Source organism: Burkholderia cepacia, assembly GCF_001039005.1.
Classification (GTDB): domain Bacteria; phylum Pseudomonadota; class Gammaproteobacteria; order Burkholderiales; family Burkholderiaceae; genus Burkholderia; species Burkholderia theae.
Genome location: NZ_LDWR01000014.1, coordinates 145797 through 167788, shown reverse-complemented (window position 1 = coordinate 167788; position 21992 = coordinate 145797). Strand labels below are relative to the sequence as shown.

Annotated in this window: 16 protein-coding genes and 1 pseudogene; 8 read left to right on the top strand and 9 right to left on the bottom strand. The window is 62.1% G+C overall.

The window, feature by feature from the left end; translation table 11 throughout:
- Positions 1 to 26: 26 nt before the first annotated feature.
- The gene (locus VL15_RS08770; protein WP_048245086.1) at positions 27 to 1496 is read left to right on the top strand and encodes an efflux transporter outer membrane subunit; all 1470 of its coding nucleotides are present in this window, start codon (positions 27 to 29) and stop codon (positions 1494 to 1496) included.
- Positions 1497 to 1772: 276 nt separating this feature from the next.
- Positions 1773 to 2432 (top strand): response regulator transcription factor, encoded by a 660-nt coding sequence (locus tag VL15_RS08765; RefSeq protein WP_048244937.1) that lies wholly within the window; start codon positions 1773 to 1775, stop codon positions 2430 to 2432.
- On the opposite strand, the gene VL15_RS08760 is transcribed toward VL15_RS08765, so the two are convergent.
- Positions 2399 to 4441 carry a sensor histidine kinase gene (locus tag VL15_RS08760; protein WP_048244936.1) on the bottom strand — a complete coding sequence of 681 codons (2043 nt, stop codon included), beginning with the start codon at positions 4439 to 4441 and terminating at the stop codon, positions 2399 to 2401. The genes VL15_RS08765 and VL15_RS08760 overlap by 34 nt on opposite strands.
- Before the next feature lie 706 nt (positions 4442 to 5147).
- Here VL15_RS08760 and VL15_RS08755 point away from each other — a divergent pair.
- Positions 5148 to 5957: an IclR family transcriptional regulator gene (locus VL15_RS08755; protein WP_048244934.1), complete on the top strand. Its 810-nt coding sequence runs from the start codon at positions 5148 to 5150 to the stop codon at positions 5955 to 5957.
- A gap of 259 nt (positions 5958 to 6216) precedes the next feature.
- Here the strand turns inward: VL15_RS08755 and VL15_RS41820 are convergent, their stop codons facing one another.
- The 4 genes from VL15_RS41820 to VL15_RS08740 form a co-directional block, all read right to left on the bottom strand.
- Positions 6217 to 6633 (bottom strand): hypothetical protein, encoded by a 417-nt coding sequence (locus VL15_RS41820; RefSeq protein WP_155420164.1) that lies wholly within the window; start codon positions 6631 to 6633, stop codon positions 6217 to 6219.
- Positions 6634 to 7581: 948 nt separating this feature from the next.
- A complete protein-coding gene (locus tag VL15_RS08750; protein ID WP_048244931.1) occupies positions 7582 to 9528 on the bottom strand; it encodes a hypothetical protein in 1947 nt (648 codons plus the stop codon).
- Complete coding sequence (locus tag VL15_RS08745; protein WP_053077613.1) at positions 9512 to 10297, bottom strand: PP2C family serine/threonine-protein phosphatase; 786 nt, start codon at positions 10295 to 10297, stop codon at positions 9512 to 9514. The genes VL15_RS08750 and VL15_RS08745 overlap by 17 nt, the downstream gene beginning before the upstream one ends.
- Positions 10294 to 10971 (bottom strand): vWA domain-containing protein, encoded by a 678-nt coding sequence (locus tag VL15_RS08740; RefSeq protein ID WP_048244927.1) that lies wholly within the window; start codon positions 10969 to 10971, stop codon positions 10294 to 10296. Before VL15_RS08740 ends, VL15_RS08745 begins: the two co-directional genes overlap by 4 nt.
- Positions 10972 to 11052: 81 nt before the next feature.
- Here VL15_RS08740 and VL15_RS08735 point away from each other — a divergent pair, with 81 nt between their 5' ends.
- Positions 11053 to 11976 (top strand): hypothetical protein, encoded by a 924-nt coding sequence (locus tag VL15_RS08735; RefSeq protein WP_048244925.1) that lies wholly within the window; start codon positions 11053 to 11055, stop codon positions 11974 to 11976.
- Positions 11977 to 12102: 126 nt separating this feature from the next.
- Positions 12103 to 12846 (top strand): hypothetical protein, encoded by a 744-nt coding sequence (locus VL15_RS41815; RefSeq protein ID WP_155420163.1) that lies wholly within the window; start codon positions 12103 to 12105, stop codon positions 12844 to 12846.
- A gap of 139 nt (positions 12847 to 12985) precedes the next feature.
- Here VL15_RS41815 and VL15_RS43140 read toward each other — a convergent pair.
- Together VL15_RS43140 and VL15_RS08730 are read right to left on the bottom strand one after the other, a co-directional pair.
- Positions 12986 to 13084: pseudogene (locus VL15_RS43140) on the bottom strand (integrase core domain-containing protein); the annotation flags it as partial.
- 329 nt (positions 13085 to 13413) lie between these two features.
- Positions 13414 to 14352: a response regulator gene (locus VL15_RS08730; protein ID WP_048244924.1), complete on the bottom strand. Its 939-nt coding sequence runs from the start codon at positions 14350 to 14352 to the stop codon at positions 13414 to 13416.
- A 244-nt stretch (positions 14353 to 14596) separates the two neighbouring features.
- On the opposite strand from VL15_RS08730, the gene VL15_RS08725 reads away from it, so the two are divergent.
- Complete coding sequence (locus VL15_RS08725; RefSeq protein WP_048244922.1) at positions 14597 to 15070, top strand: acyl-CoA thioesterase; 474 nt, start codon at positions 14597 to 14599, stop codon at positions 15068 to 15070.
- Positions 15071 to 15083: 13 nt separating this feature from the next.
- Here VL15_RS08725 and VL15_RS08720 read toward each other — a convergent pair whose 3' ends face one another.
- Positions 15084 to 16526 (bottom strand): sensor histidine kinase, encoded by a 1443-nt coding sequence (locus VL15_RS08720; protein ID WP_048244920.1) that lies wholly within the window; start codon positions 16524 to 16526, stop codon positions 15084 to 15086.
- A gap of 684 nt (positions 16527 to 17210) precedes the next feature.
- Between VL15_RS08720 and metX the strand changes: the two genes are divergently transcribed.
- Positions 17211 to 18359 (top strand): homoserine O-acetyltransferase MetX, encoded by a 1149-nt coding sequence (gene metX / locus VL15_RS08715; protein WP_048244918.1) that lies wholly within the window; start codon positions 17211 to 17213, stop codon positions 18357 to 18359.
- On the opposite strand, the gene VL15_RS08710 is transcribed toward metX, so the two are convergent.
- Complete coding sequence (locus VL15_RS08710; RefSeq protein WP_155420162.1) at positions 18342 to 19970, bottom strand: hypothetical protein; 1629 nt, start codon at positions 19968 to 19970, stop codon at positions 18342 to 18344. The two genes, metX and VL15_RS08710, sit on opposite strands and share 18 nt — an antisense overlap.
- A 24-nt stretch (positions 19971 to 19994) precedes the next feature.
- Between VL15_RS08710 and VL15_RS08705 the strand changes: the two genes are divergently transcribed.
- Positions 19995 to 21977 carry a class I SAM-dependent methyltransferase gene (locus VL15_RS08705; RefSeq protein ID WP_155420161.1) on the top strand — a complete coding sequence of 661 codons (1983 nt, stop codon included), beginning with the start codon at positions 19995 to 19997 and terminating at the stop codon, positions 21975 to 21977.
- The last annotated feature ends 15 nt before the right edge of the window (positions 21978 to 21992 follow it).

Below are 21992 nucleotides of genomic sequence, written 5' to 3'. Positions count from 1 at the left end.
CCTCGGTGGTGCGCAACGGGAGCAACATGAATCGGATCCGCGTTGCGGCTGCCGCGGTAGCCGCGCTCTTCGCCACGGGCTGCACGATGGCGCCGCATTACACGCGGCCCGACGCGCCGGTCTCACAGGCGTTTCCGTCGGGTGGCGTCTATGCGACGCAACCAGGTGCCGCGGCCCGCGCGCGCAGCGCGAACGGCCAGGCGGCCGCCGCCATCGGCTGGCGCGAATTCTTCGTCGATCCGCGCCTGCAGCGGCTGATCGAGATCGCGCTGAAGAACAACCGCGACCTGCGCGTGTCGGTGCTGAACATCGAGGCGGCGCGTGCGCAGTATCAGATCACGCGCGCCGGCCTGTTCCCGACGCTCGATGCGACGGGTACGGGCAACATCCAGCGTGTACCGGCTGGTGTGTCGACGACGCAGCAGTCGCTGATCACGCGCACCTACAACGTCGGCTTGTCGGCGTCGTGGGAGCTTGATCTGTTCGGCCGCGTGCAGAGCCTGAAGGACCAGGCGCTCGCGCAATACCTGTCGACCGCGTATGCGCGGCAGGCGTCGGAAATCTCGCTGGTGTCGCAGGTGGCTGACCAGTACCTGACGGTGCTGTCGACCGACGATCTGCTGAAGGTCACGGAGAACACGCTGAAATCCGCGCAGGCGTCGTACGACCTGACGAAGCTGCAGTTCGACAACGGTACGGGCTCCGAACTCGACCTGCGTCAGGCGCAGACGGTGGTCGAGACGGCGCTCGCGAACCAGCAGGCTCAGGCACGCGCCCGCGCGCAGGCCGTGAACGCGCTGGTGCTGCTGATCGGCGAGCCGCTGCCGGACGATCTGCCGCCGGGCATGCCGCTCGACTCGCAGAACCTGCTGACGGACGTGCCGGCAGGCCTTCCGTCGGACCTGCTGACGCGTCGCCCTGACGTGATGCAGGCCGAGCAGACGCTGCTGGCCGCGAACGCGAACATCGGCGCGGCACGTGCGGCGTTCTTCCCGAAGATCTCGCTGACGGCCGCGTTCGGTACCGCGAGCCCGACGCTGGGTGGCCTGTTCAAGGCCGGCACGGCGGCGTGGTCGTTTGCGCCGAACATTGCGCTGCCGATCTTCGAGGGCGGGCAGAACATCGCCAACCTCGATCTCGCGCACGTGCAGAAGCGCATCGAGATCGCGAACTACGAGAAGGCGATTCAATCGGCGTTCCGCGACGTGTCGGACGGGCTGGCCGCACGCGGCACGTACGACCAGCAGATCGCTGCGCTGGAGCGCAACGAGCACGCGCAGCAGCGCCGCTTCGACTTGTCGGACCTGCGTTACAGGAACGGCGTCGACAGCTATCTGTCGGTGCTGACCGCGCAGACCGACCTGTACACCGCGCAGCAGTCGCTGATCAATGCGCGGCTGGCGCGCTGGACCAACCTCGTCACGCTTTACCGTGCGTTGGGCGGGGGCTGGGTAGAGCGAAGTGGGGAGATGGCCCGGGAAGCCGACGCGCTGTGATTTTCCTTTCTCCTCCACGGTTCCGGCCAGCGACAACACGATCCGCTGGCCGGTCGACGATCGCGTGAGCTACGCATCCGGCCCGGCCTTCGATTCCTTGCAACCGGACGTCATCGCCACGCTAATCGTCGGCTAGAATTCCCCGTGCTCGCGACGCGCAAGCACATGTGGGGCCGATGACGAATGCGTCGCGCAATCCAGCGCGGCACAGCCGCCGATCGGCGACGGAAACAAGGAAAACTCCGCAAGTGCACAACGCGGGGCCGGGGTGGTGGTATGGCTAAAGTGCTGTTGCTCGATGACGAGGTCGAGTTACGCGAGGAAATCGCCGCGTTTCTGGAACGGCGTGGCTGGCTGGTCAGTCAGGCCGGCACGGTCGCGGAGTTCCGGGAACGGGCGTCGGATCTCGCATTCGCGATCATCGACGTGATGCTGCCGGACGGGAGCGGCTTCGATGCGGCTGCGTGGCTCAGGGCCCGGCATCGCGACTGCGGCATCGTCATGCTGACCGCGCGAGGGGAGACGCAGGACAAGATCAATGGCCTGGTTGGCGGGGCCGATCATTATCTCGTCAAGCCGGTGAAGCTGATCGAACTCGACGCCATTCTTCAGGCCCTCGGCCGCCGGGTCGCCAGCGACTGGCGGCTCGACCGTCAGGCACGCGTGCTGTTCGCGCCGGACGGCGGGCGGCTCGACCTGTCGGCCGGCGAGATCGGCCTGCTCGCACTGCTGGCGCGCCATCCGTCCGAGGCAGTCAGCCGGCGGCAGATCGCGGAGGCGTTCGGTTTCGACTGGGTCGACTACGACGAGCGCAGGCTGGAGACGATGGTGAGCCGACTTCGGCAGCGCTGGCGTGGCGAGTCGGGCTCGGAGCTGCCGCTGAAGACCGTGCATCGCACCGGTTACGCGTTCGCCGCACCGCTGATGGTCGGCTGAGCGGCAACGGCCGCCTGGTCGGCGTTCGCCGGCAAGAAGACGGTCGCCCGGCAGCCGCGCCCCTCGTTGCTGACCAGGCTCAATGTACCGCCCTGCATCTCGACCATGCGGCGTGCCAGCGGTAGACCGAGGCCCGTACCGGGCTTGCGGCCCACGTTGCGGCCGCGATAGAAGCGATCGAACACGTGCGGCAGGTCCGCCGGCGCAATACCGGGGCCGCCGTCCTCCACTTCCAGTTCCACGCCGCCCGGCACACGCCGGCCGCGCAACACGATCCGGGTGCCGCCGGGCGTGTATTTGACGGCATTGTCGGCGAGCGTGCGCAGCACGAGACGCGTCAGGCCGACGTCGCATGCAAAGGCGTCCGGGAGATCGTTCACTTCGATTTCGATGCGGTGGCCGTCGGACAGCACGGCGGCGGCGGTGGCCGCATCGTCGAGCAGCGCCGACAGGCCGGCGTAGTCGATGCGGGGTCCGCGCCGCAGCAGTTCGAAACCGTCCTCGTGCAACGAGTCATTGATCAGCACCGTCAAACGCTGCGTCGCGCGCAGGATCTTCTGGTAGCGCGACGAGGTCAGCGCATCGGCATGAGCATCGTCGAGCTCGAGGTTTTGAGCGGTGGCGTCGATCACGGCCAGTGGCGTCCTCAGCTCGTGCGAGACGGTTGCAAGCAACTGGCGCTGCTCGTCCTGCGCGCGCTTTTCAATCGCCAGAGACGCTTCCACTTGCTCCATCGCCTCGCGAAGCGCCTGGGTGCGCAGCGCGACCTTGGCTTCCAGATCGCGCTCGGCCTGGCGGGCAACGCGCAAAGCGTCTGCCTGCGCGGATTCCATCGCATTGCGCATCGCGTTGTAGCGCGCGCTGATCGCCGAATTCATGATCAGCATGAATGCGAGCATACCCAGATAGCCGGCATTGTCGACGAGCAGCCCCGGTGCGGCCCAGCCGACGTTGCGCGCGACCCGCAACGCGCTGCCGCCGAGCAACAGCAGCAGCACGAGCACGATCACGCGTGCATGCCGGTGTCCGTTCGCAGTGAGCCAGATCGAAACGGCGATCATCACGATGATGACCGCCATCTGCCAGAACAGGTAGAGGGGACGCACCCACCAGACGTTGACGACCAGCATCAGCGGCGCGGCAGCCAGCGCCGCGACGATCGTCAGTACGCAAAAGGCGATCGTCGGACGCCGCCAGCGCGCGTTGAACAGGCCGAGATAGTGAGCGGTGAACAGCGTGCCGACGGGCGTGCCGAATAGCCAGCTGAGCAGGTAAACCGCGTTGCTTGCGAGCGGAAAGTCCGGCAGCAGGTACTGGTAGAGGTAGCCTTCGGCACCGAGCGCGGTGAGCAGGTTCACGATGACGCTCAGCCCGTAGAGCCCGAAAGACGCGTCGCGCGTCACCCGGAAGAGCCACAGGCTCGATGCGAGCAGCACGAGATGCGCGGCGTCCAGCAGGCCGAACAGCAGCGATTCCTTGCTCGTCGCGGAGATGAACGCGTCGGGCGACCACAGCACCATCGAGAAGCTCATGGTGCTGGTGCTGCGGATCCGCAGATAGAGCGTGACCGGCTGGCCGGCGGGTAGATCGAGGCGGAACACGGGGTTGCGGTACGCGACGTCGCGCTGCTCCACCGGCTTGCGGTCGCCCGCGACGTGGCGCCGATAGCCGCCGTCGGGCTGTGGCACGTACAGCGTGACGTCGTTCAGCAGCGACGAGCGCAATTCCAGCAGCCACATCGGCGGTGCGCTCGCCGGCCGCATCACGGTCAGACGCAGCCACACCGCACCGTTGACATAGCCGAGCGCCGGCTCCGACGTCTGGCCGACGAACCGGCGTGCGATCTCGGCGCCCGATATCTGCTCGACGGTGAGCGCGTTGCCCGGATCGCGCAGCAGATCCCAGCCCGCCTGGATGTTGACGCGCCCGCCATCCGGTAGCGGAATGGGCGTTGACGCAAACGCTCCCGAGGCCCAGGAAAATAATATGAAGAATATGAGCGGGAGCATCACGCGATTCGTGTCGGTTTCTGCGATCGGGCGTCACTATAACCGAACGCCCGACGTCGTCCGGCCGCACGGCGCCCGCTGCGCATCCGAGCCGGATGTCAGAAGTTGTCAGCTTTCGCCGCACGCGTTCATTTAAGATTCGCGCCAATCAAGGAGAGACGGGGCGTGTTCGCCGGCAATGCGCTCCCGAGAACCTTGACCAGCGATGCCACCATTGGCAGCGCCCCGCGCGATGACGGCGCGTCGATCGGTCATGTGGCCGCTTTGATCGACGCAGAAAACAACATGGCCGGGCGGGCGGTGGCATTCCGACGAGCAATCACACAAAAAATCGGCACGAGGGCGCTCGTCGACCACAATGCCATCGCCGTCAACGGACGGTCGGCAGGGTTTTGCTGGCTGATGGGGTGTTGCGCGCGAAGATGGCGGGCAGTTGCCCGACCCTCTCCAGCCTCGCCTGGTCCAATCGGGCCGGGCGGGGCCGGAAGCGCGGCGCTGTCCGACCGTTCGAGCGATGACGACCGACAAGCGTCGTGTCGATAAAAACAATCAGAAGCCCATTTCTTCCCCTTGTTCGAAGAGCAGTGCTCGCTTCCGGCCATGATTGCGTCGGCTCCGGGCATGACTACAACCGCCGCGTCATGCGAGCCGATGCCTCTGCACTGCGCGCTCCTGGTGCATTTCACCGGATCGATCTGTACAACTGATGACTGGTTCTGAATCCCACTCTCTGGAAAACGCGCATCGCGCAGTCAGGCACGAGCGCTATCATGCACCCGCGCTGGACAAGGGGCTCGACATACTGGAATTGCTTGCGGGGCAGGCTGACGGCTTGTCGCGCACCGAGATGTCGACGGCGCTCGGTCGCAGTCCGAGCGAGATCTATCGGATGGTCGAGAGGCTGGTCTCACGCGGGTACGTCCATCGAGCATCCGGCGGGGATCGCTATCACCTCTCCTCCAAGATCTATCGACTGGCAATGCAACATCCGGCATTGCGCGACATTCTCGACATCCTGTATCCGGAGATGACGAATTTCGTCCGCGCAGTATCTCAATCCGCTTTCCTGGGCATCTTTCACGACGGCCAGGTGCGCGTCGTCGCAACCTATGAGCCGCCTGACCGACTCACGATTACCCCCAGGATCGGCGCGGAACTTGGCGTGATCGACACCGCGCCGGGCTTGGCCCTGCTGGCTTTTCAGGGTGTCCAGGCCCGGATTGCCATGCTGCGCGCCACGCAGCGTGCGACGTTTGACGAAGGTGGGCTCACGGAAATCCCGCATGGGCAGCTCGACGCCATTTGTCGAATGGGATACGCACGAATATCGAGCTTGAGCTTCAGCGGGTTGGAAAACATGTCGTTCCCGTTATTGGATAGGGCAGGGAACGCCATCGCGGTCATCACATGCCCGTTTCTGGAAGCCGGGACGCCGATAGATCGCCCGAGCGCGGATGCCGTGTGCGTACACTTGCTTGCGATTTCTCACGCTATCTCGAATCGCATGACGCGCTGAAGCAGATGGGGAATCGTGGAGGTGGTTTGGGTTAGGGGAGGTGGCCGCGGGCTACCGTCGCGGGAGAGGTGATGAACGAGGAAAAACGGCGGATGCGCTGACGGCCGCAGACGGCGCTAACCCCAAAGCAAGCGAAGCGTGCAGGTCCGGAAATGTGACCGGTCAACTGCCCGAACCACAACGCCACGGCTCGTCCAGTACCGGTCTTCGTTCAGCGCGTGACTTGATAGCTCTGGATATTTCGACAGGGCGTTTCAATTTACGGTGCACCGCATGGGTGGTCGGAGCCGGTGTCATACGGCCAGAATGGATATTTTCCATTTTGGTCGGCAGCATAGATATGTATCGTTCTTACTGAGGAAGAGACACCGATATCTTGAGCTTTACCAATTCTCCACGTCCAGTGCGGCTTTGAATCACCATCGTTCGTGTGCGTGCTACCGACATCCACGCCGACTGCGCAGTTTGATGCAGCCGCGTGATAGCATTTCTGAATGTAGTCGGCAACATTGTCGCTATTCTTCAGATTTACCAGATTACCAACCATCCGGTTCGCTGTTGCGGATTCGCTCGCGGTCAACGCTTTACCCGTATCCGCTCGACATGCGTATGCGAGTACATGCCCGGCATTGAGCGACGAAGCCAAAGCAACAGCGGTCAGAATCATCCGTTTCATTTCACATCCCCCTGCTGAGCGACGATTTGTGTTCGCTGACAGTGTAGAAGTGGCTCGCGTTCGTGGCGATTACAACCGATTACAAGGCGCGACCTTGAACGGATCTTCGGGGCTTTAGCCGGGCGAGATCTTGAATTTCCCCGACGCGCAGAGTTTGACAGACGTCGGTAGAGCTTTGGCCGTGAAGGCGCTCAGCGCTATTCGAAGCGAGCGCTGAACACGAAGTTGGGCGCGCGGGGTTCGAACATGTGGATAGGACTTGGCATGCTCAACATGCGCATCGCTCGACGACTCATTGCGGAACGCACCAACTGCCAATCATGCGATAGCCACTGTCGCACGCCCAACCGTTCCATGTGTCCGCAAGGTGTGCATTGAGCGGGACATTGACCGCGACACACGTATTGGCGAAGCGCCTAAATCCGGTATTACATGCCCAGTTGGAACTCTCACCCGTCAGATGTGCATTGGGTGGAGTCGCTTGCATTGCCATGCATATAGCGCCGTATTGTTGGTACCCGTCGTCACATTGCCACTGCCCATCGGACGAAATGCGATGGGCGTGTGCGGGCATCGCAATCGGCACACAGCCGCTGGGCCCCGTTGCCATCCCGGCCGGACAGTTCACCTGAGCACGTGCATTAGACGACCCTGGGCATCCAGTTCGGTCCACTCGGGGTGGACAAGTGACGGGCGATCCGGGCGCGTCTTGCTGTGTTCCTGGGCCAGGTAGTTGATTGGCGACGGGGACATGATTTGTGCTGGGCAGTGCGCTTACCGCCGGCGCGACGGCTATCGGTCCGACAGGCCTTCCTCGAAACGCATCGAGGAATCGGGTCACTTGAGGCAGCGCCTCCTGCGCGTGAGCGTGCATGCCCCAACAGAGCAGCAGACTGGCGGCTGAGCGCAATAGCAGTGAACGGGGGAAGCGACGAATCAATTTTGACCTCAAGTCTTCCGCATAACCGTGAGATCTGCTTCCGCTTGGGCGAGCGCACGATATGCTGCATCCAGTGCAACTTTCGCGTTCGATTGACGTACGAGAATTTCGTTTCGTACGGTTTGCAGGCGCGACGCCCCCTCTCGGAGTTGATGTTCGAGCTGAGTTCGCAGTGACGCTACGCGCGCGTTCACGGTATTGATGTCCTGCTGCGTCGGCGTTGCCCCTGCGACTGGTACAAATCGGCGCTCGATAGACTTCCTCCAGGTCATCAGATTGGCCGTCAGAGTTGCGCCAAAGCCTGGAACGTTGGCAACCGCTGATGGAGTGATGTCGGCCGCAGACTCAATGCCGAACGACACCAGCGTCTGTTTGCGCTGATCGCCCACTCCAGGGATTTTTGCGTTGTGGATCAGATGCCGATCGAGGAAGGTGTGTAGCTGACGCGCGACCAGCGATTCCTGGAGTTGCTTCATTTCACGCGCGAGTACCTTGGGAAGGTCGTCGAGCTCAGCCTTAATTTGACCGACATCTCGGACGATATCAGCAAAACGACGGTCAGTCCGCACCCGTTCGTATTCCGAGAGCGTGCCGTCATAAGTGCGCTTCGCGAACTCGAGCGCGCTCTTTCGCGCATTCAGCTCAGCGGGTACCGGGGGCTTGAATTCCTTGATTGCAAATCCGCCGGCGACGAGCCAAAACCACCAAAGCTGTGGCGCAACAATTGAAAGTATGAAAGCAGCGACACAGATCGCTAGATATGCACCTTGCGCAAGGATAAGCGGATTGTTTGCCGACTTGGGTGTGGGGCGCCCCGTCAGATTGAGAGACGGCGGGCTGTAGAGGGGCAGCGTCGGGACCGCACACAGCCCTTGAATTTGCGACCAAAGGGCGGTGATATTTGCCCCTGGTGCATGGAAATTGATGGTCGGCCCTGTTGCCGCGGCCGGCGTGAAATACGGTGTTCCAAGCTTGTCTCGTTCGCACCAGATGCAGGTAGGCAAGTGGCCGGGGTACTTGTGCCTGGATTCGACACTACACGACCGGAGAGAGTGCAGCAGGCTATCCAGGGCGGCGACCCATTCGTTAGCCTTCGGTCGACCATGCTTCACACCCGTTTCCGTAAACGCACGCCAGAAGAGGTCGCCCATTGCGCGGGGCAGGTAGTCCAAGCTTAGCGCCTTCGGTGGCATGTCGTTCAGCCTGGCTAGGCGATCGGCGCCATAGGCAAAGCGGAATTCCTTGATGGACCGTTCCAATTGCAGGTCGCCCGGTGTCTTGGGGACACCGGAAAAAGGGTGGCGGGCCATGAACAGCAACTGAAAGATCAGGACCGCTAGGCCGAAGTTGTCGTGGTTTGCTGTCCGCGTGATACCGTGGAATGTGTTTAGCCCCTGCAGCTCTGGTGGTGTGTAATGAGGGACACCTACCGTGCAGGGGAAGCTCGCGGTCGCTGTGTTGACGTGAAACGAATCGCAGTCGAGCAATTTAACCGTGCCCTGGTGACTGACTATAATGTTGTTCTCGTTGACGTCACCGATGGCATGACCATGCGCATGGATAGCGTCAAACGCGGCCGCGATGTTACGGGCCGTCCCCACCAGGAACGAAAAATCAGCCTTAGGAAACGTTTGGCGTCGACTTGAAACGCCGTATAGTTGATGTACCGGCTGATAGCCCGAGAACTTCGGCATCGTGAAACCACCGACCGGCCCCAGTCGTTGTGTCAGCAGGACGCTAATCGGCCAAGCAGCAATCTGCTTCAAGTACGTATCGCCAACTTGCGCCATCGCACGCAACTTCGCCTGACGCTCCGGCGGAAGCGCATGGGAGTATATTTTCGCGGCGACAGTCTCGCCCTTATGCGTTGTATCGAAGACTACGCCTTCGCCGCCTTGGCCGAGTTTCTTGCCGAGTTGGAGCTGATTTCCCTGTTCGTCAAACGCTACTGACACTTGTTACCCCTGTCCAACGTGTAGCAAGAATCAGCGTCTTGTCGTCATCCGTACGGTCGTTGATTGCGTCGCTGCTGAGAAATCGCTTGAGCGCAGAGCAAAGCGGATCCACTTGGTCATCAGTGGACGGGCGCAACGCTTGGAACATGGGCTCAAAGAATGGCCCATGGGCAGTTTCTGTCGCGAACACGAGCGCCAATCGTTGCAAACCGTCGCTGAACAGTGCGACTTCATCGGTTGAATGCCGAACTGCAGCGCGCAAGTGGTCAGAAGCGTTGGCGTCGGTGATGAAGTAAGTCATATTTGCGTACTCGCCCGATTCCGGCCAGAACACGGGCGCGAGTGCGTCACCGTTCCTTGCGACGATGGCTCCGTCACCAACCTGGAAGTACAGTGCACGTGTCGGCCCGATAACCGCGCCCAATAGCGTGCACGCAAGATCTCTGACGGTCGCGTTGCGCTCGTCTGCTGCGTTGCCAATTTCAGACCGAACGCTGTCGAGCAGGGCAACTGCTGCAGCCTCTGTCAGGGACGCCTCTCCGAGTTTTTCAACGGCCTCAAGAAGAATTCGCCCGCCGCGCTCGCACGCAATCTCCGACCCCACCTCGCCGAATTGCGCGCTTCCTGCACCATCCGATGCGAGCGCGACCAAAAAACTGGAGCCGGCTGCATCTTCGGTTACGTGATAGAAGCAACTGTCTTGGCAGGGGCCCGAGTTCTGAGCATGCGAACTACCGACGACCGAGGCACCAATGACTTTCCAGTTCACACCGAGGCCCAACCGGTAGGGGCCGTAAGCGGAACCTCAGTGCCCGGCGTGGAGCGGGAGACCGCCGCCATCGATGCCGAAAGCCATTGGAACAGTTCGCGAAATTTCAGTCCTTGCAATGACAGGGGCTGACGGACCGAGATTTGAGCAAGGGTGTCCATGTTGGCGCCCTGAACTCCGACGGCGAAAAAAGCAAACTTCTTGGCGGCTTCGCCTTCGCGAACTCTCGCTGCTGCCGATTGCCAAGCATCCGTAGGGCCGCCGTCGGTGATCAGAAAAATCCACGGACGGTAGTAAGAGATGCCATTCGCCTTATATTCGGCCTTGCGTGCCTCAAGCGTATCAAGGGCGAGATTGATGGCGGAACCCATAGGCGTATCACCACCAGCGGTTAGGGTCGGCGGAAAAAAATTAGGGGCCGTGTGAAACGGCACCTCCAGTGTCGCCGGACCGAATGTCACAATCGCAGTATCGACCCGCTTCATCGCGAGGGAATCCGCTGCCAGTTCATCCTTGAAGGTCGTGAGGCCCGAATTCAGCTGGGTAATGGGATCGCCATTCATGGAACCCGACCGATCCAATACAAGTACGCACGGACAGCGCTGTTCCGGATTCTCCGCGAAGTTGTCCGTGCCAAACGCTATTTGGGTAGCGAATTCGTTGTGTTCGTTCATGGTCTTCTCACTTTGCCGCGCTAGCTAAGATCGTAGTCGCGCGTTAGTATTTAGTCTTGAGCTGATAATAATCCAAGAATCATGTCCGCAAGTAAAGCTCCGGCGTATTTCGGTCTAGTTGTCGCAGTGGCGGCGGGCGTGCTCATTTCCGGAAACAATAGGCATTCACCCTCGAATGTTGCGCCGCCGCTTGATATGGCGAGTGCGCCTGCGGCAAGTGAGCCGCAAGCAGTTGAGCCGAAGCTCGCTCCAGCCATGTCCTGGCGGCAGCAGACGCTCAGTATGGGCCCACTACGGCTCAAGGCAAATTTGCCATGGTTTGGCGAGAATGCAATATGTGCTTTGCCTAACCCGGGCGACGACGAGGTCGGCGTCTGCCAACGGACGACGGGAGGCTCCGACACATCAATATGGCAAATTCGTGTCGTTACTCAACGCAATCGTTTTGTACCGGTGACGTGGTTTGACCAGGCAATCCAGTCTCTGCGCGCTCTGCCGGTCGATGTTGTCACACGCCAACTGGGCAACGAAGCCAATGCTGTTGCGAACGCAGGTTTTACAGACGCCTCGCTTCTGCCCCCAGCCGAATTGTCGGGCGCGATTGCCATTCGCGGCTCAGCCGCTGCCCCCGCGGCGCTCTCTGCGGGGCAGCCGCAATCCTGCGTCTATGCTTTTCTGTTAGCGGCAAACCGGCCGACCACGGTGCTTTATTGCGCCGACAGTGACACGGAGTCGCTTACCGGTGCGCAGAATATCGTTACATCATTGCTGAAACTCAATGCGTCGAGTGAATATAAGCGCGGCAGCCTGCAGGCCGCGGAGCACAGCCTATACCTCAAGCGCTTGAGGGCAGCAGGCGGCCCCGCTGGCGCGCCGGAGCTTGTCTCATCCGAGCAGGCATATGAGCAGTCTGCCGCCGCCGAGTGCGCGAAGTATCCCTTGATTTCACAGGAGCACTACGACTGTTCCGAAGCTTTTGCGATGAATCGCCTTCCGGCGCCATGATTTATCGCTGCTTGACGAGGGAGGCGAGTCAGGCTTGATATCATTTGGCTCGGATGTATTTTATTTTTTGATTAAAACAAAAATTTTTAATAAAAATGAAAATATTATTTTCAATAAGGCTGGAAAATGATTAATTTTGGATTTGGATTATTTTTTGTCGGAATTATGGTTGGCCTTGTCGGTATCGGTGGATTTGTTGACACACGCAAGGTCGACAGGCGATTTAAGACCGGTTATAAGAATAATGAACCTGATACTCGAAATTTCGGACGCGCCGGCAAGCGAGTCCTGTACGGTATCGGTATATGTATCACCGGTGCCGCCATCATATCGCTGACTTCGCCTTCGGAGCATTCGTCGTCCGCAAGCGCTAACGAGACGCCATCGCAGGCGGTTCAAGAATCGAACAACAAGATCACAACGGCAAATCCCGTTGTCGCTATTGAACCCCAGGGAGCGTCCCCGCAAGTGGATAACAGACCTTCCGATAGTGGAGTCGCACTGGGCTCGAACGAACGCGTTGTTGCGCCTGAAGTTACAACCGCGACGGCCGGGTCGGAATCGTCGGTGGCATCCACAATCAGCGCACAAGATGTCACTGCGCATCCAAGTGCTGCAGGTATTAGCTGCGCCGAAGATGGTACGTTTTTCGGTGCCAATGTTTGCAGAAATCAGGCGCTTGCAACGGCGTATACCAGTGAATTAAAAGAGTATGAAGCCGCACAGGCTCGCATTGGCGGTAAGGATGTCGGGGTGCGTGTTGAGCAGGAGGCCTGGCTTGAGAAGGTGACGAAGGAATGCGTCGACTCGGCTTGTCTTACCGCAGCGTTCGATAGCCGTATAGCGGATCTTCGCAGTCGCTATCGATAGGACGATCTCTCGGATGCAGGCGGCTTTGGCAAGCGCGTTGTGTATGGTCCTGCGGAAATTGATCCGCTTGGGTTTCCTGGACCAGATCTAGAGCAAGTTTTTGCGGCGTTTCGGGTCCAGCCGGACCCACCGAAAGCAGCAGCTGACGGGCGAATTCAGCTGGTGCCGACTCTTTGAGCGCAGAGTGAGGTCGGCTCTCATTGTAATCCCGGCGCCAGACCTCGATGATTGCTTTGGCTTCGCCCATGAAACCGAGCCTCAATGCGCCAGTCGGAAATTTACGGATCGCTTGTCGCTGCAGCTATCGGAAGCGTGAGACAACATCAGATCGAGAATCGATCGATATCGGGAGGCGATGCAGGCCGCTGGTCAACGGCATGCCCTGAATGGACGTGCCGTCTAATTGGAATAGTGGGTGGCCCTCGGAATAGGGTGCTATTGGAACAAAAATCCGCGCCGCTGATAACTGTCAATATTGACAGGGATTGCTCCAGTTTGAGTTGCTACCGAGTCGACGACAGCATCGCACCACCTCTCCTTTCCGTTGGGAGACAGGCGGATGATCGCTTACGCGTGACGCCATTTTGCCAACGTCGGCAGCTCGCGCTCGGTGGCCGAATCATCCAGACGGGTCCAGCTATAAAACGTGCCGTTCCATCCCGGAACGGGTAGCGGGGCCGCGCAGTGAACGTCCGCGAGGCCCGGCCGATAGGCCTGAGATGGCCAGAACAGCGGCATGATACGGCGCGCTTCCATGCCGCGGCACAATTCGGCCGGCCCGTCCGCGTCGGCCACGATATCGCAGTGGAACGACCAGTCCTCTTCGTTCCAGGCGAGAAATACACTTGGCGCGCCGGCCGCGTCGAACATCAGCACCGCGTCCTGGTTGGGGCGCCAGTAGTATTCGACGATGCCTTCCCGCGCGGCCACCTCATCGATCAGTTTGACGATCCGCGGATCCCGGTAGGTCGACCCCGCTTCATGCAGGCTGATGTGCCCGCGGGCCGCGCAGTACTTGCGTTTCGCGTTGTCCAGCACGGTTGCCAGCTTGCGCGCCATCTCGACGTCGGTTTTCTTCAGATAGCAATCGATCAGTCCCGCGTTGAACGCGTCCACCGCCACGCGCTCATCGGCGATGCCGGTGAGCAGGATTTTCATGCAGTTCGCGTTGCGGATGGAGGACAGAAACTGGACGCCGTCGACCTCCGGCATTGAATAATCAACGACCACCGCGCCCACCGCCTCGAATCGGGCGGGATCGGTGAGCGCATCCTGGCCGATCGCATTTCCGCCTTTTTTCTCCGCACCGAAATAGTCCGCGGCCGTGGGTGGCAGCTCCGCGTCACGCGACGACACGAAGTCGAGCGCCGCCTGCGGTTGCGTAAAAAAGCGGTTCAGGTGTTCGTCCGGAAATGCGCCCCGCAGCGCCTGCAGGAAATCCGGATTGTCGTCGACAAACACCACGGACACGGGATAGAGCACCGGCTGGCTAACGAAGGGTTGCATACGAGTCTCGATAAATCAGCAAAAGAAGATGCGGTACCGGAGACACGTTACCGCGAATGACGGTCGCGTTGCACGACCGCGCCAATTATCCGGCGAAAGTGGGACGCATATCAACTGCTCGTCATTTGCGAATTCGGCGCGTCTTGACCGCGCCGCTCATCGGAATTGCACGGGGAGAATCGGGCCATTCCTTCTCGTTGAAGGAATGCGCCGCTACCGCCAGTAGCGACTCAAGGAGTTATCCATGTTGACGCGAGACGCGATTCTTCAAGTCCTTTCCAACGAAACGGCACATCTGTCCGAGAAAACCTTCCACCATGTGATCGACATTTACCTCAAGGATTCCAATGCCTTCATGAACACTTATTTCGCACGCTACTTCGAATGGCAGGGCGTGTGCCGTGAACGCTGGTTTCACGAATGCATCCACAACAACCTGCTGGCGGCCGGCGGGTCGTTCGTGACGAAACGCGCGCATCAGGAATACGTCCACGAGACGTTTCCGTTCCAGCGGGTCGATTGTTATCTCAACACGTTCGAGGTCCGGCAGTGTTCGGCCTATCTGCTGTTTCGCTTCTACGTTGACGGACGACAGGTGTCGCTGGGGTATCAGCAGATCGTGTTTGCCGGTTCCGACAAGCGGATCCGCCGGTTCCCGCCGGGCATCATCGAGCGGGTCAAGGCATATGAACTGATCCTGCCGTCCACCGCGAACTGAATGTGAGACCGCCTTACCCGATGCGATAGCGCCGGGTGGGCGCCGGCGGATCGCGCAATGCCTGGTCCGCCGGCGAACCAGGCTCCGGCAGCCGAATCGTGAACGTGGTCCGGACGCCAGGGATGGATTCACACGCGATGGTGCCGCCGAGCGCTTCGCATACGCGGCGGCAAAAACTCAAGCCCATGCCGGCGCCTTGACCGTGCGATTTGGTTGAGAAAAAGGCGTCGAAGATTCGAGGGAGCACATCGGGGGCGATGCCCGGGCCCGTATCGCTGAAACGCACCACGCAATAACCGTTGCTGCGATGGGCGTCGATCTCGATCTGCCCACGGCCGTTTGCGTGGATCGCGTACAGGGCGTTTTTCAGCAGATTGAAGATGACGAAGATCACGAGCGAGTCGGATCCGGAGAACCGAAGGTCCGGATCGATTGAGCCGACCGATACGCGGTCCCGCTCACCGGGACGGAAGGGAAAGCGATCCACCGCGGCGTCGACACAGGCCCGTATCGGATGGGCCGCGAAGCCGCGGCGATCGAGTCGGTCCAGCGTAAAGGACGCCAGGGACATTTCGACCACAGTACTCGTGGTGTCGACCTGGCGCCGGATCGACGACGCGAGCGTCGGCAGTCGCTCCAGCTGTCCGGGATACAAACCGTCGGCGCACAATCGGTGCTCCACCGCCAGCCGATACCCGCGCAGCAACACCGGCAGGACGTTGCGCAGTTCGTCCGCGTGCAGACCGATCGCCGCCAGCGGCGTGGCCACCTCGTGCGCGACCGTCGCAGCCAGGAGATAGGGGCCCATCAGGCCATAACGGACGATCGACGTCGCGAGAATCCCGAGACTGATCGCGATAAACAGCACCCCCACCGGATAGAACTCGACGCCGTAGTTCACCGCATAGTCGGTGGCCGCGAGCGAGTAGAAGCCCAGGCTGACGAGACATTGCGCAAGCAGTTGCCGGACGTCTCGCGCTCGCCCCTGTCGTCTTGCGTCGATCAGGAGCCAACCGCTGCGGCCGACCAGCAATACCGTTTGCACGACGTGCAGCGGATGCAGCAGGCCCGCCTTGGGATACGGGCCAAAGAAATGCAGGCGAAATCCATCGACGACCGCATTGCTCGTGACCAGCAGCCCAGCCAGCAGGACGCAGAGTCCGTAGGAGGCGAACATGATCGGCCGCTCGTCCCGACGCGACACGATTTCCGTCACGAAATGATAGAAGGTCGTCGGCAGAAAGAGGATGAACAGATAGCCAGCCTTGACCAACAGGTTGGCGACGTTCGCATCGGTCGTCTGGAACAGGAACGCCCACGTTCCCTGCCAGACGAAGGTCGCCGCGCACATCAAGGCGAACGGGACGGACACGCGCGTGAGACCCTTGGTGGCCAGCACGTAGAGGCCAAACCCTAGAAACAACGCAGATACGAACGCGGGCAAGATCGAGTACATGATGCGTGAATCCACAATGTTCACTGGTCGCGCACCACGGAACTGTCTTGGCCGGTGCCATTGACGAGAGTAGCACGCGGCGGCAGGCGAGCGAGCGCGGCGAGTTTGTCCACGAGGCCTCCGCGCATCACAATGGTCGATTACGCGGGTGACGGGTGCCGAACAGGATAGTCGAACGCCATCATAATCAGGAACGGGCCATGGATGGCAACTTGGCCGCTACAAGCGGCGGTCGATCGTTTGAGCGGGAACTCGAACGAGACATCAGTCTGCCCCGGCGAACTGCCCGACGGCAGGGGGAATCGTCATCGATCTGCAAATGAATTTACGAAGCAATCGCATCGATAAAACACAAAATCTCGAATAATCGGCCGACTCGATACACCTATCCGGGAACTCGCGTTCCCGGTCATAAAAAATGACGTCGGACGGATAGCAAATGCATGCTTGCATGCAAGTACCGCGTGCTACGCTTTAACACGGAGTTTCGCGAATATTTCGCGCCGCTCGAAAATTGCACGGATTATTAAATCAAATGCGTTGCGCACCGATATTGCGGAAAGCATCGGCAATGGATGCCCCCTGATGCCGGGCGTTGGAGGCCAGGATCGGTGCGTATCGCAACGTGGCCGGGCTTGATCTCGCCGCCATCGTGAAACGCAGGTAGACGAGGTCGCTCCGCCCATGATCGAGAAAGAAACGGAACCGGGCCTGGGCCAACGCCGCTTCACGGTCTCGTTCGACGAACCGATGCGCGTGTCGACTGGCGGCATGCTGGCTCGCCTGGATCTGGCCGTGGAAACGTATGGCAGGCTGAACGACAGTCGCGATAACGCGATCATGATTTGCCATGGACTGACGGGAAATCAGAATGCGGCCGGCGCCCCGCTTCCCGACGGGCCGCCGCAGCCATGGTGGCAACTGGCGATCGGCCCGGGCCGGATGTTCGATACCGATCGCTACTTCGTCGTCTGTGCGAACGTGCCAGGCGGATGCGCCGGATCGACTGGGCCGGCCGCCACGGATCCGCATACTGGCCGGCCTTTCGGCATGCGCTTCCCGCGCGTCACCATGGCGGACATGGCCGATGCATGGGTCAGATTGCAGGATCGCCTGGACATTCCCCGGTTTCGCGCGGTCGCCGGCGGCTGCATGGGTGGCTTCCAGGTACTGGAATTCGCGCGACGTCATCCGACTCGCTTGTCGTGCGCGATCGCCATCAGCGCGACGCCGTTCACGTCCGCGTACACCATCGCGTTGTGGGAGCTGATGCGGCAGGCGATCTACGCCGATCCCGCCTGGCAGGGCGGCGATTATTACGGACACGCGCAGGGGCCGCTGGCAGGCATGGGGCTGGGTGCGATGATCGGGTCCGTCCTGTGGCTCGACCGGGACACGCTGGCGGAAAAGTTCGGCAGGCGCCGGGCCGATTCACCGGCGACCGATGGCGGTGTGCCGCCGCTCGCGTTTCCGGCACCCGAATTCGCCGTCGAAGCCTTTCTTGCCCGCGTGCGCGCGAACGCAAGCCTGCGCTTCGATCCCAATTCGCTGATCTGCCTGACGAAGGCAATGGATCTGTTCGATCTGGCGGACGGATATCCCGACCTGTCGTCCGGCGTGTCGGCCATCGACAAGCCGATGCTGCTGGTGTCCTACGAATCGGACTGGCGCTACCCGCGTGCCGAGATCGCGCGGCTCGCGGATGCGATCGCGAGCAACGGCACCGCCGTCTCCCATCATCATCTGACCAGCCCGTTCGGGCACGGGGCTTACCAATTCGACGTCAGCGCGCTGGCGCCGGTCGTGGCCGGTTTTCTACAGGCCATGTCGTGAATCGCGCTTGGCGACGAGATGGCTGCAGCTCATGTGCACGTGCCCGGTCAGTTCCGATCCGATCAGCCGTTGCGCGGCGAGGCACAGCTCCGAGGCGCCGATTGCCTCGGTAAAGCGGTCCAGGGTGACCAGATACTGGCCGGAAAACCCGTGCAGCGCCTCCATCACGGCCGTCATACTGCGCCCCGACAGCGCCGCCGCCGCGTCGACCGTGAGCGCGTGCGGCTCGAGCGCGATCATGCCGTGACGCGCGAGATAGGGGCGCCAGCGTCGAAAGAAACGAACGAGATCGTCCTGCGCGGCGGACGCATCGACGAGGCTGCCGTCGGGCCGCGCGAAGATTCCGTCACCGGCATTCGCACCCGGAAGGCCGGCGCGCGCGCCGTGCCGTTCCGCTTGCGTCGCCTCCGATGGCGACGCGTCAACCAGTTCCCGGTCGTGGATGACTGACTTGTTGACATGGAGCGCATCGGCAAAATCGATTCCGTCGACGGCGAGACGCGCGGCAATGGCGTCCGGGTACGAGATGTCTCCGCGTATCAGTACGTGCTTCGCTCCGCAAGTTGCCAGCGTGCGTTTCGCCGCCTGCTCCGCCACCGGATTGTTTTCGACGCCGACCAGCAGAAGATTTTCCGCGGCGTCCGCCGAAGCGGGGTCGCTCGCAATGGCACGAAGCAAACTCACCAGCAACGTCGCTTCGCCGCAGCCAACGTCGACGACGACCCGTGGCCGGCTGTCCCCCCGGCTGCGATGAAAGAGCGGCACGGCCATTGCCGACAGGACAGGTGCGCAGCTGCGCTGGAACACTTCGGTCGAGAAGCGAATGTCGGCGGCACGGTCCAGGTGACGCTCCGTCGCGTCGCCGCTGCGTGCCAGCGCGATGCCCGGATCGCCGAACAGGAGCGAGTCCATGCGGGTCAACATCGGCAGGTAGGACAGCGGATAGCGGAACTGCCCGGAAAAGGCGGCCGCCATGCGGCCTTCCGTTGTCAACTGCGGGGCCGCCGCCGGTCCGTCGACCCAGCCGAGCCATCGCAGCGCCGCCTGCGCATGCCGGCCCGCGGCGCCGACGGGCCAAACGTCGGCCGGCAACGGGAACGATTCAGGCCGAAACGGCGGCAGGCACCCGCTATCGGCCAGCGTCAGAAGCGTCGGCGCCGCCACGAACGCGAGCAATTCAGTCGCGATGCGGTCGGGGAAATCGCTGGCCACGCTCCAGGCTCGCAGCAGGGGGGCCGTCGCGCGCTGTGCGTTGCCTGGCTCGCCGGCCAGCAGCGCGTGACACAGGTCCAGCAGGGCAGGCACGTGACGATAGTCGTCCAGCCGCCTCAACCAGTCATGATTCGCCGCGTCTCCCGGTGTCAGCCGGCCCTGCTGCGCCAGCGCACGCCGGGCGACGCCGACGAAACCGGGATTGCACGATGACGCGGACGGGACGTTCGTATCCGCGCGCGCGACCACCGCGTCGTGACGGATCAGGCTGTCAATCGCCGGAGCGATGGCCAGTCCTTCCGCCATATGGCAAATCTGCCGCCAGACCCGCGCCTGGCGGGCGGGCAGTTCGGACGCCGAAGACGGCGCGCTATGATCACGCGAAGGAGCTGTATTCATCGTTCACTGTGTGGACACGGTTGAATGGACTGCGGTGAGTTTGCCGACGACACGAACGGGGCAATCATGAGCGTCTCCACAACTTCCCTCCCGCCGAGCGGAGAAGCCCTGTCGCAACACGTTCGCGACGCGTGGACGTCGGGACGGCGAGAGGACGCCCGAACGCTCGCCGATCGGCTGGCCGAGGCCGCGGCCGAGCGCGGCGACGCAGCGGGATTGCACCTGGCTGCGGCCGTCGCGCTGGCGTGCGGTCTGCCGGAACTGGCGCTTGCCCGGCTCGATGCCGCGTTGCCGGTGGCTCAGGCGGCGGGATCGGCGCCGATGTGGAACGATCGAGGCCGCGCGTTGCTTGCGTTGGGGCGGGCGGCGAGCGCGGCAAACGACTTTCGTCGCTCGCTCGCCGTCGATCCAGGCCTCGTGGCGACGCGCTTCAACCTTGGTGCGGCCCTCGCGGCGCAAGGCGACCTGGATGCCGCCATCGCGCAGGCACGCTGCTGCATCGCCGATGCGCCGGAATTTGCGCCGGCCTATCCATTGCTCGCGAGCTGGCTCGCGGATCGCGGTGAACACACCGCGGCGCTCGCGCTGTTGTTCGACGCGATGCGACGCTGGCCGGCCGATCTGTCTGTCCGTTCGCGACTGGTCGATCTGCTGAAGTCTCATCCGGACGCCATCGTGCGTTCGGCCGATGACGAAGCGCCGCTTGTCGCGCTGTTGCGTGATGCGGACGTCGACGCACAGCAACTGACGGCCGCGGGATGGCTGCAACAGGCGCGCGACCCCGGCCTGGCACGCCTGATCGGCGCGGATGGGCACGCCGAGGATCCGGCGGCACTGGCGTCGCTGCTGAATGCGCGTCCCCTTGCGCTGGAACTGATTTCGCAGGGCTTGCCGCCCAATCGAACGATCGAGCGCATGCTGTCCCGGGTGCGGCGATGGCTGCTGCTGTCGCACGAGAGCGATCGTTATCCGGCGTTGTGCCGGGCGTTGGCGGCTCAATGCCGGCTGAATGGCGGCGCGTGGCCGGTGCCGGCCGACGAAGCGGCGCACTGCCGGCTGGATGCAGCCCGATCGATCTGCGATGCGTATCCGGACATCGAACCGGCGTACAAGCCGCAGGGCATCGAATCGGGCGACGTTGCCGCACGTCTGCATGCGCAGTACGAAGCGCATGCCTACCCGGTCTGGCAGCGCATCACGCGCAGGCCGCCGCAAGGCTTTGCCGGATTCTGCGGACCGTTCCGCCACGCGTCGTCCCCGGTGCCCCGCGGGCGGCCCCGGATCCTCGTGGCGGGTTGCGGCACGGGACGACATGCGGCGCAACTGGCATCCGCGATGCCCGACGCCGACATCGTTGCCATCGACGTCAGCACCGCCAGTTTGCGATATGCGGAAGCACGGGCGAGGGCGCTGGGGATCTCGACGATTTCGTTCGCATGCGTGGACTTGCACGATGCGGCGTCGCTGGGCGGGACCTTCGACCACATCGAATGCGGCGGCGTGCTGCATCATCTGGCCGATCCCGAGGCCGGCTGGCGCGCGCTGATGCCGGCGCTGGCGCCCGGCGGCACGATGCGGATCGGGTTGTACAGCGCGCTGGCGCGCCGCGGCGTGGCGGCGGCGCGCCAGCGCATCGCGGACCTGGTCGTTCCGCCATGCGATGACGATGCGTTGCGGGCGGCGCGCGCCCGGCTGCTTGCCCTTCCTCATGACGATGCCCTCGCATCGGTCTGGCGCTACACCGATTTCTACAGCCTGGCCGGCTTTCGGGATCTGATGGTCAACGAACATGAAGATCCGTTCGACATTCCCCGCATCGCCCGCGCATTGACGGCGCTGGGGCTGGCATTCCTCGGTTTCGATCAGGTCGATCCGGACATCCATGCGTGCAAGCGCGCGTTGCTCGCCGCTGACGACGACGCGGATCTCGCCGGATGGGCCGCGTTCGAAGAGATTTATCCCGATACCTTTCGCGCGATGTACCAATTCTGGTGTCGGCCGGCATGACGCAACGCGTTCCGT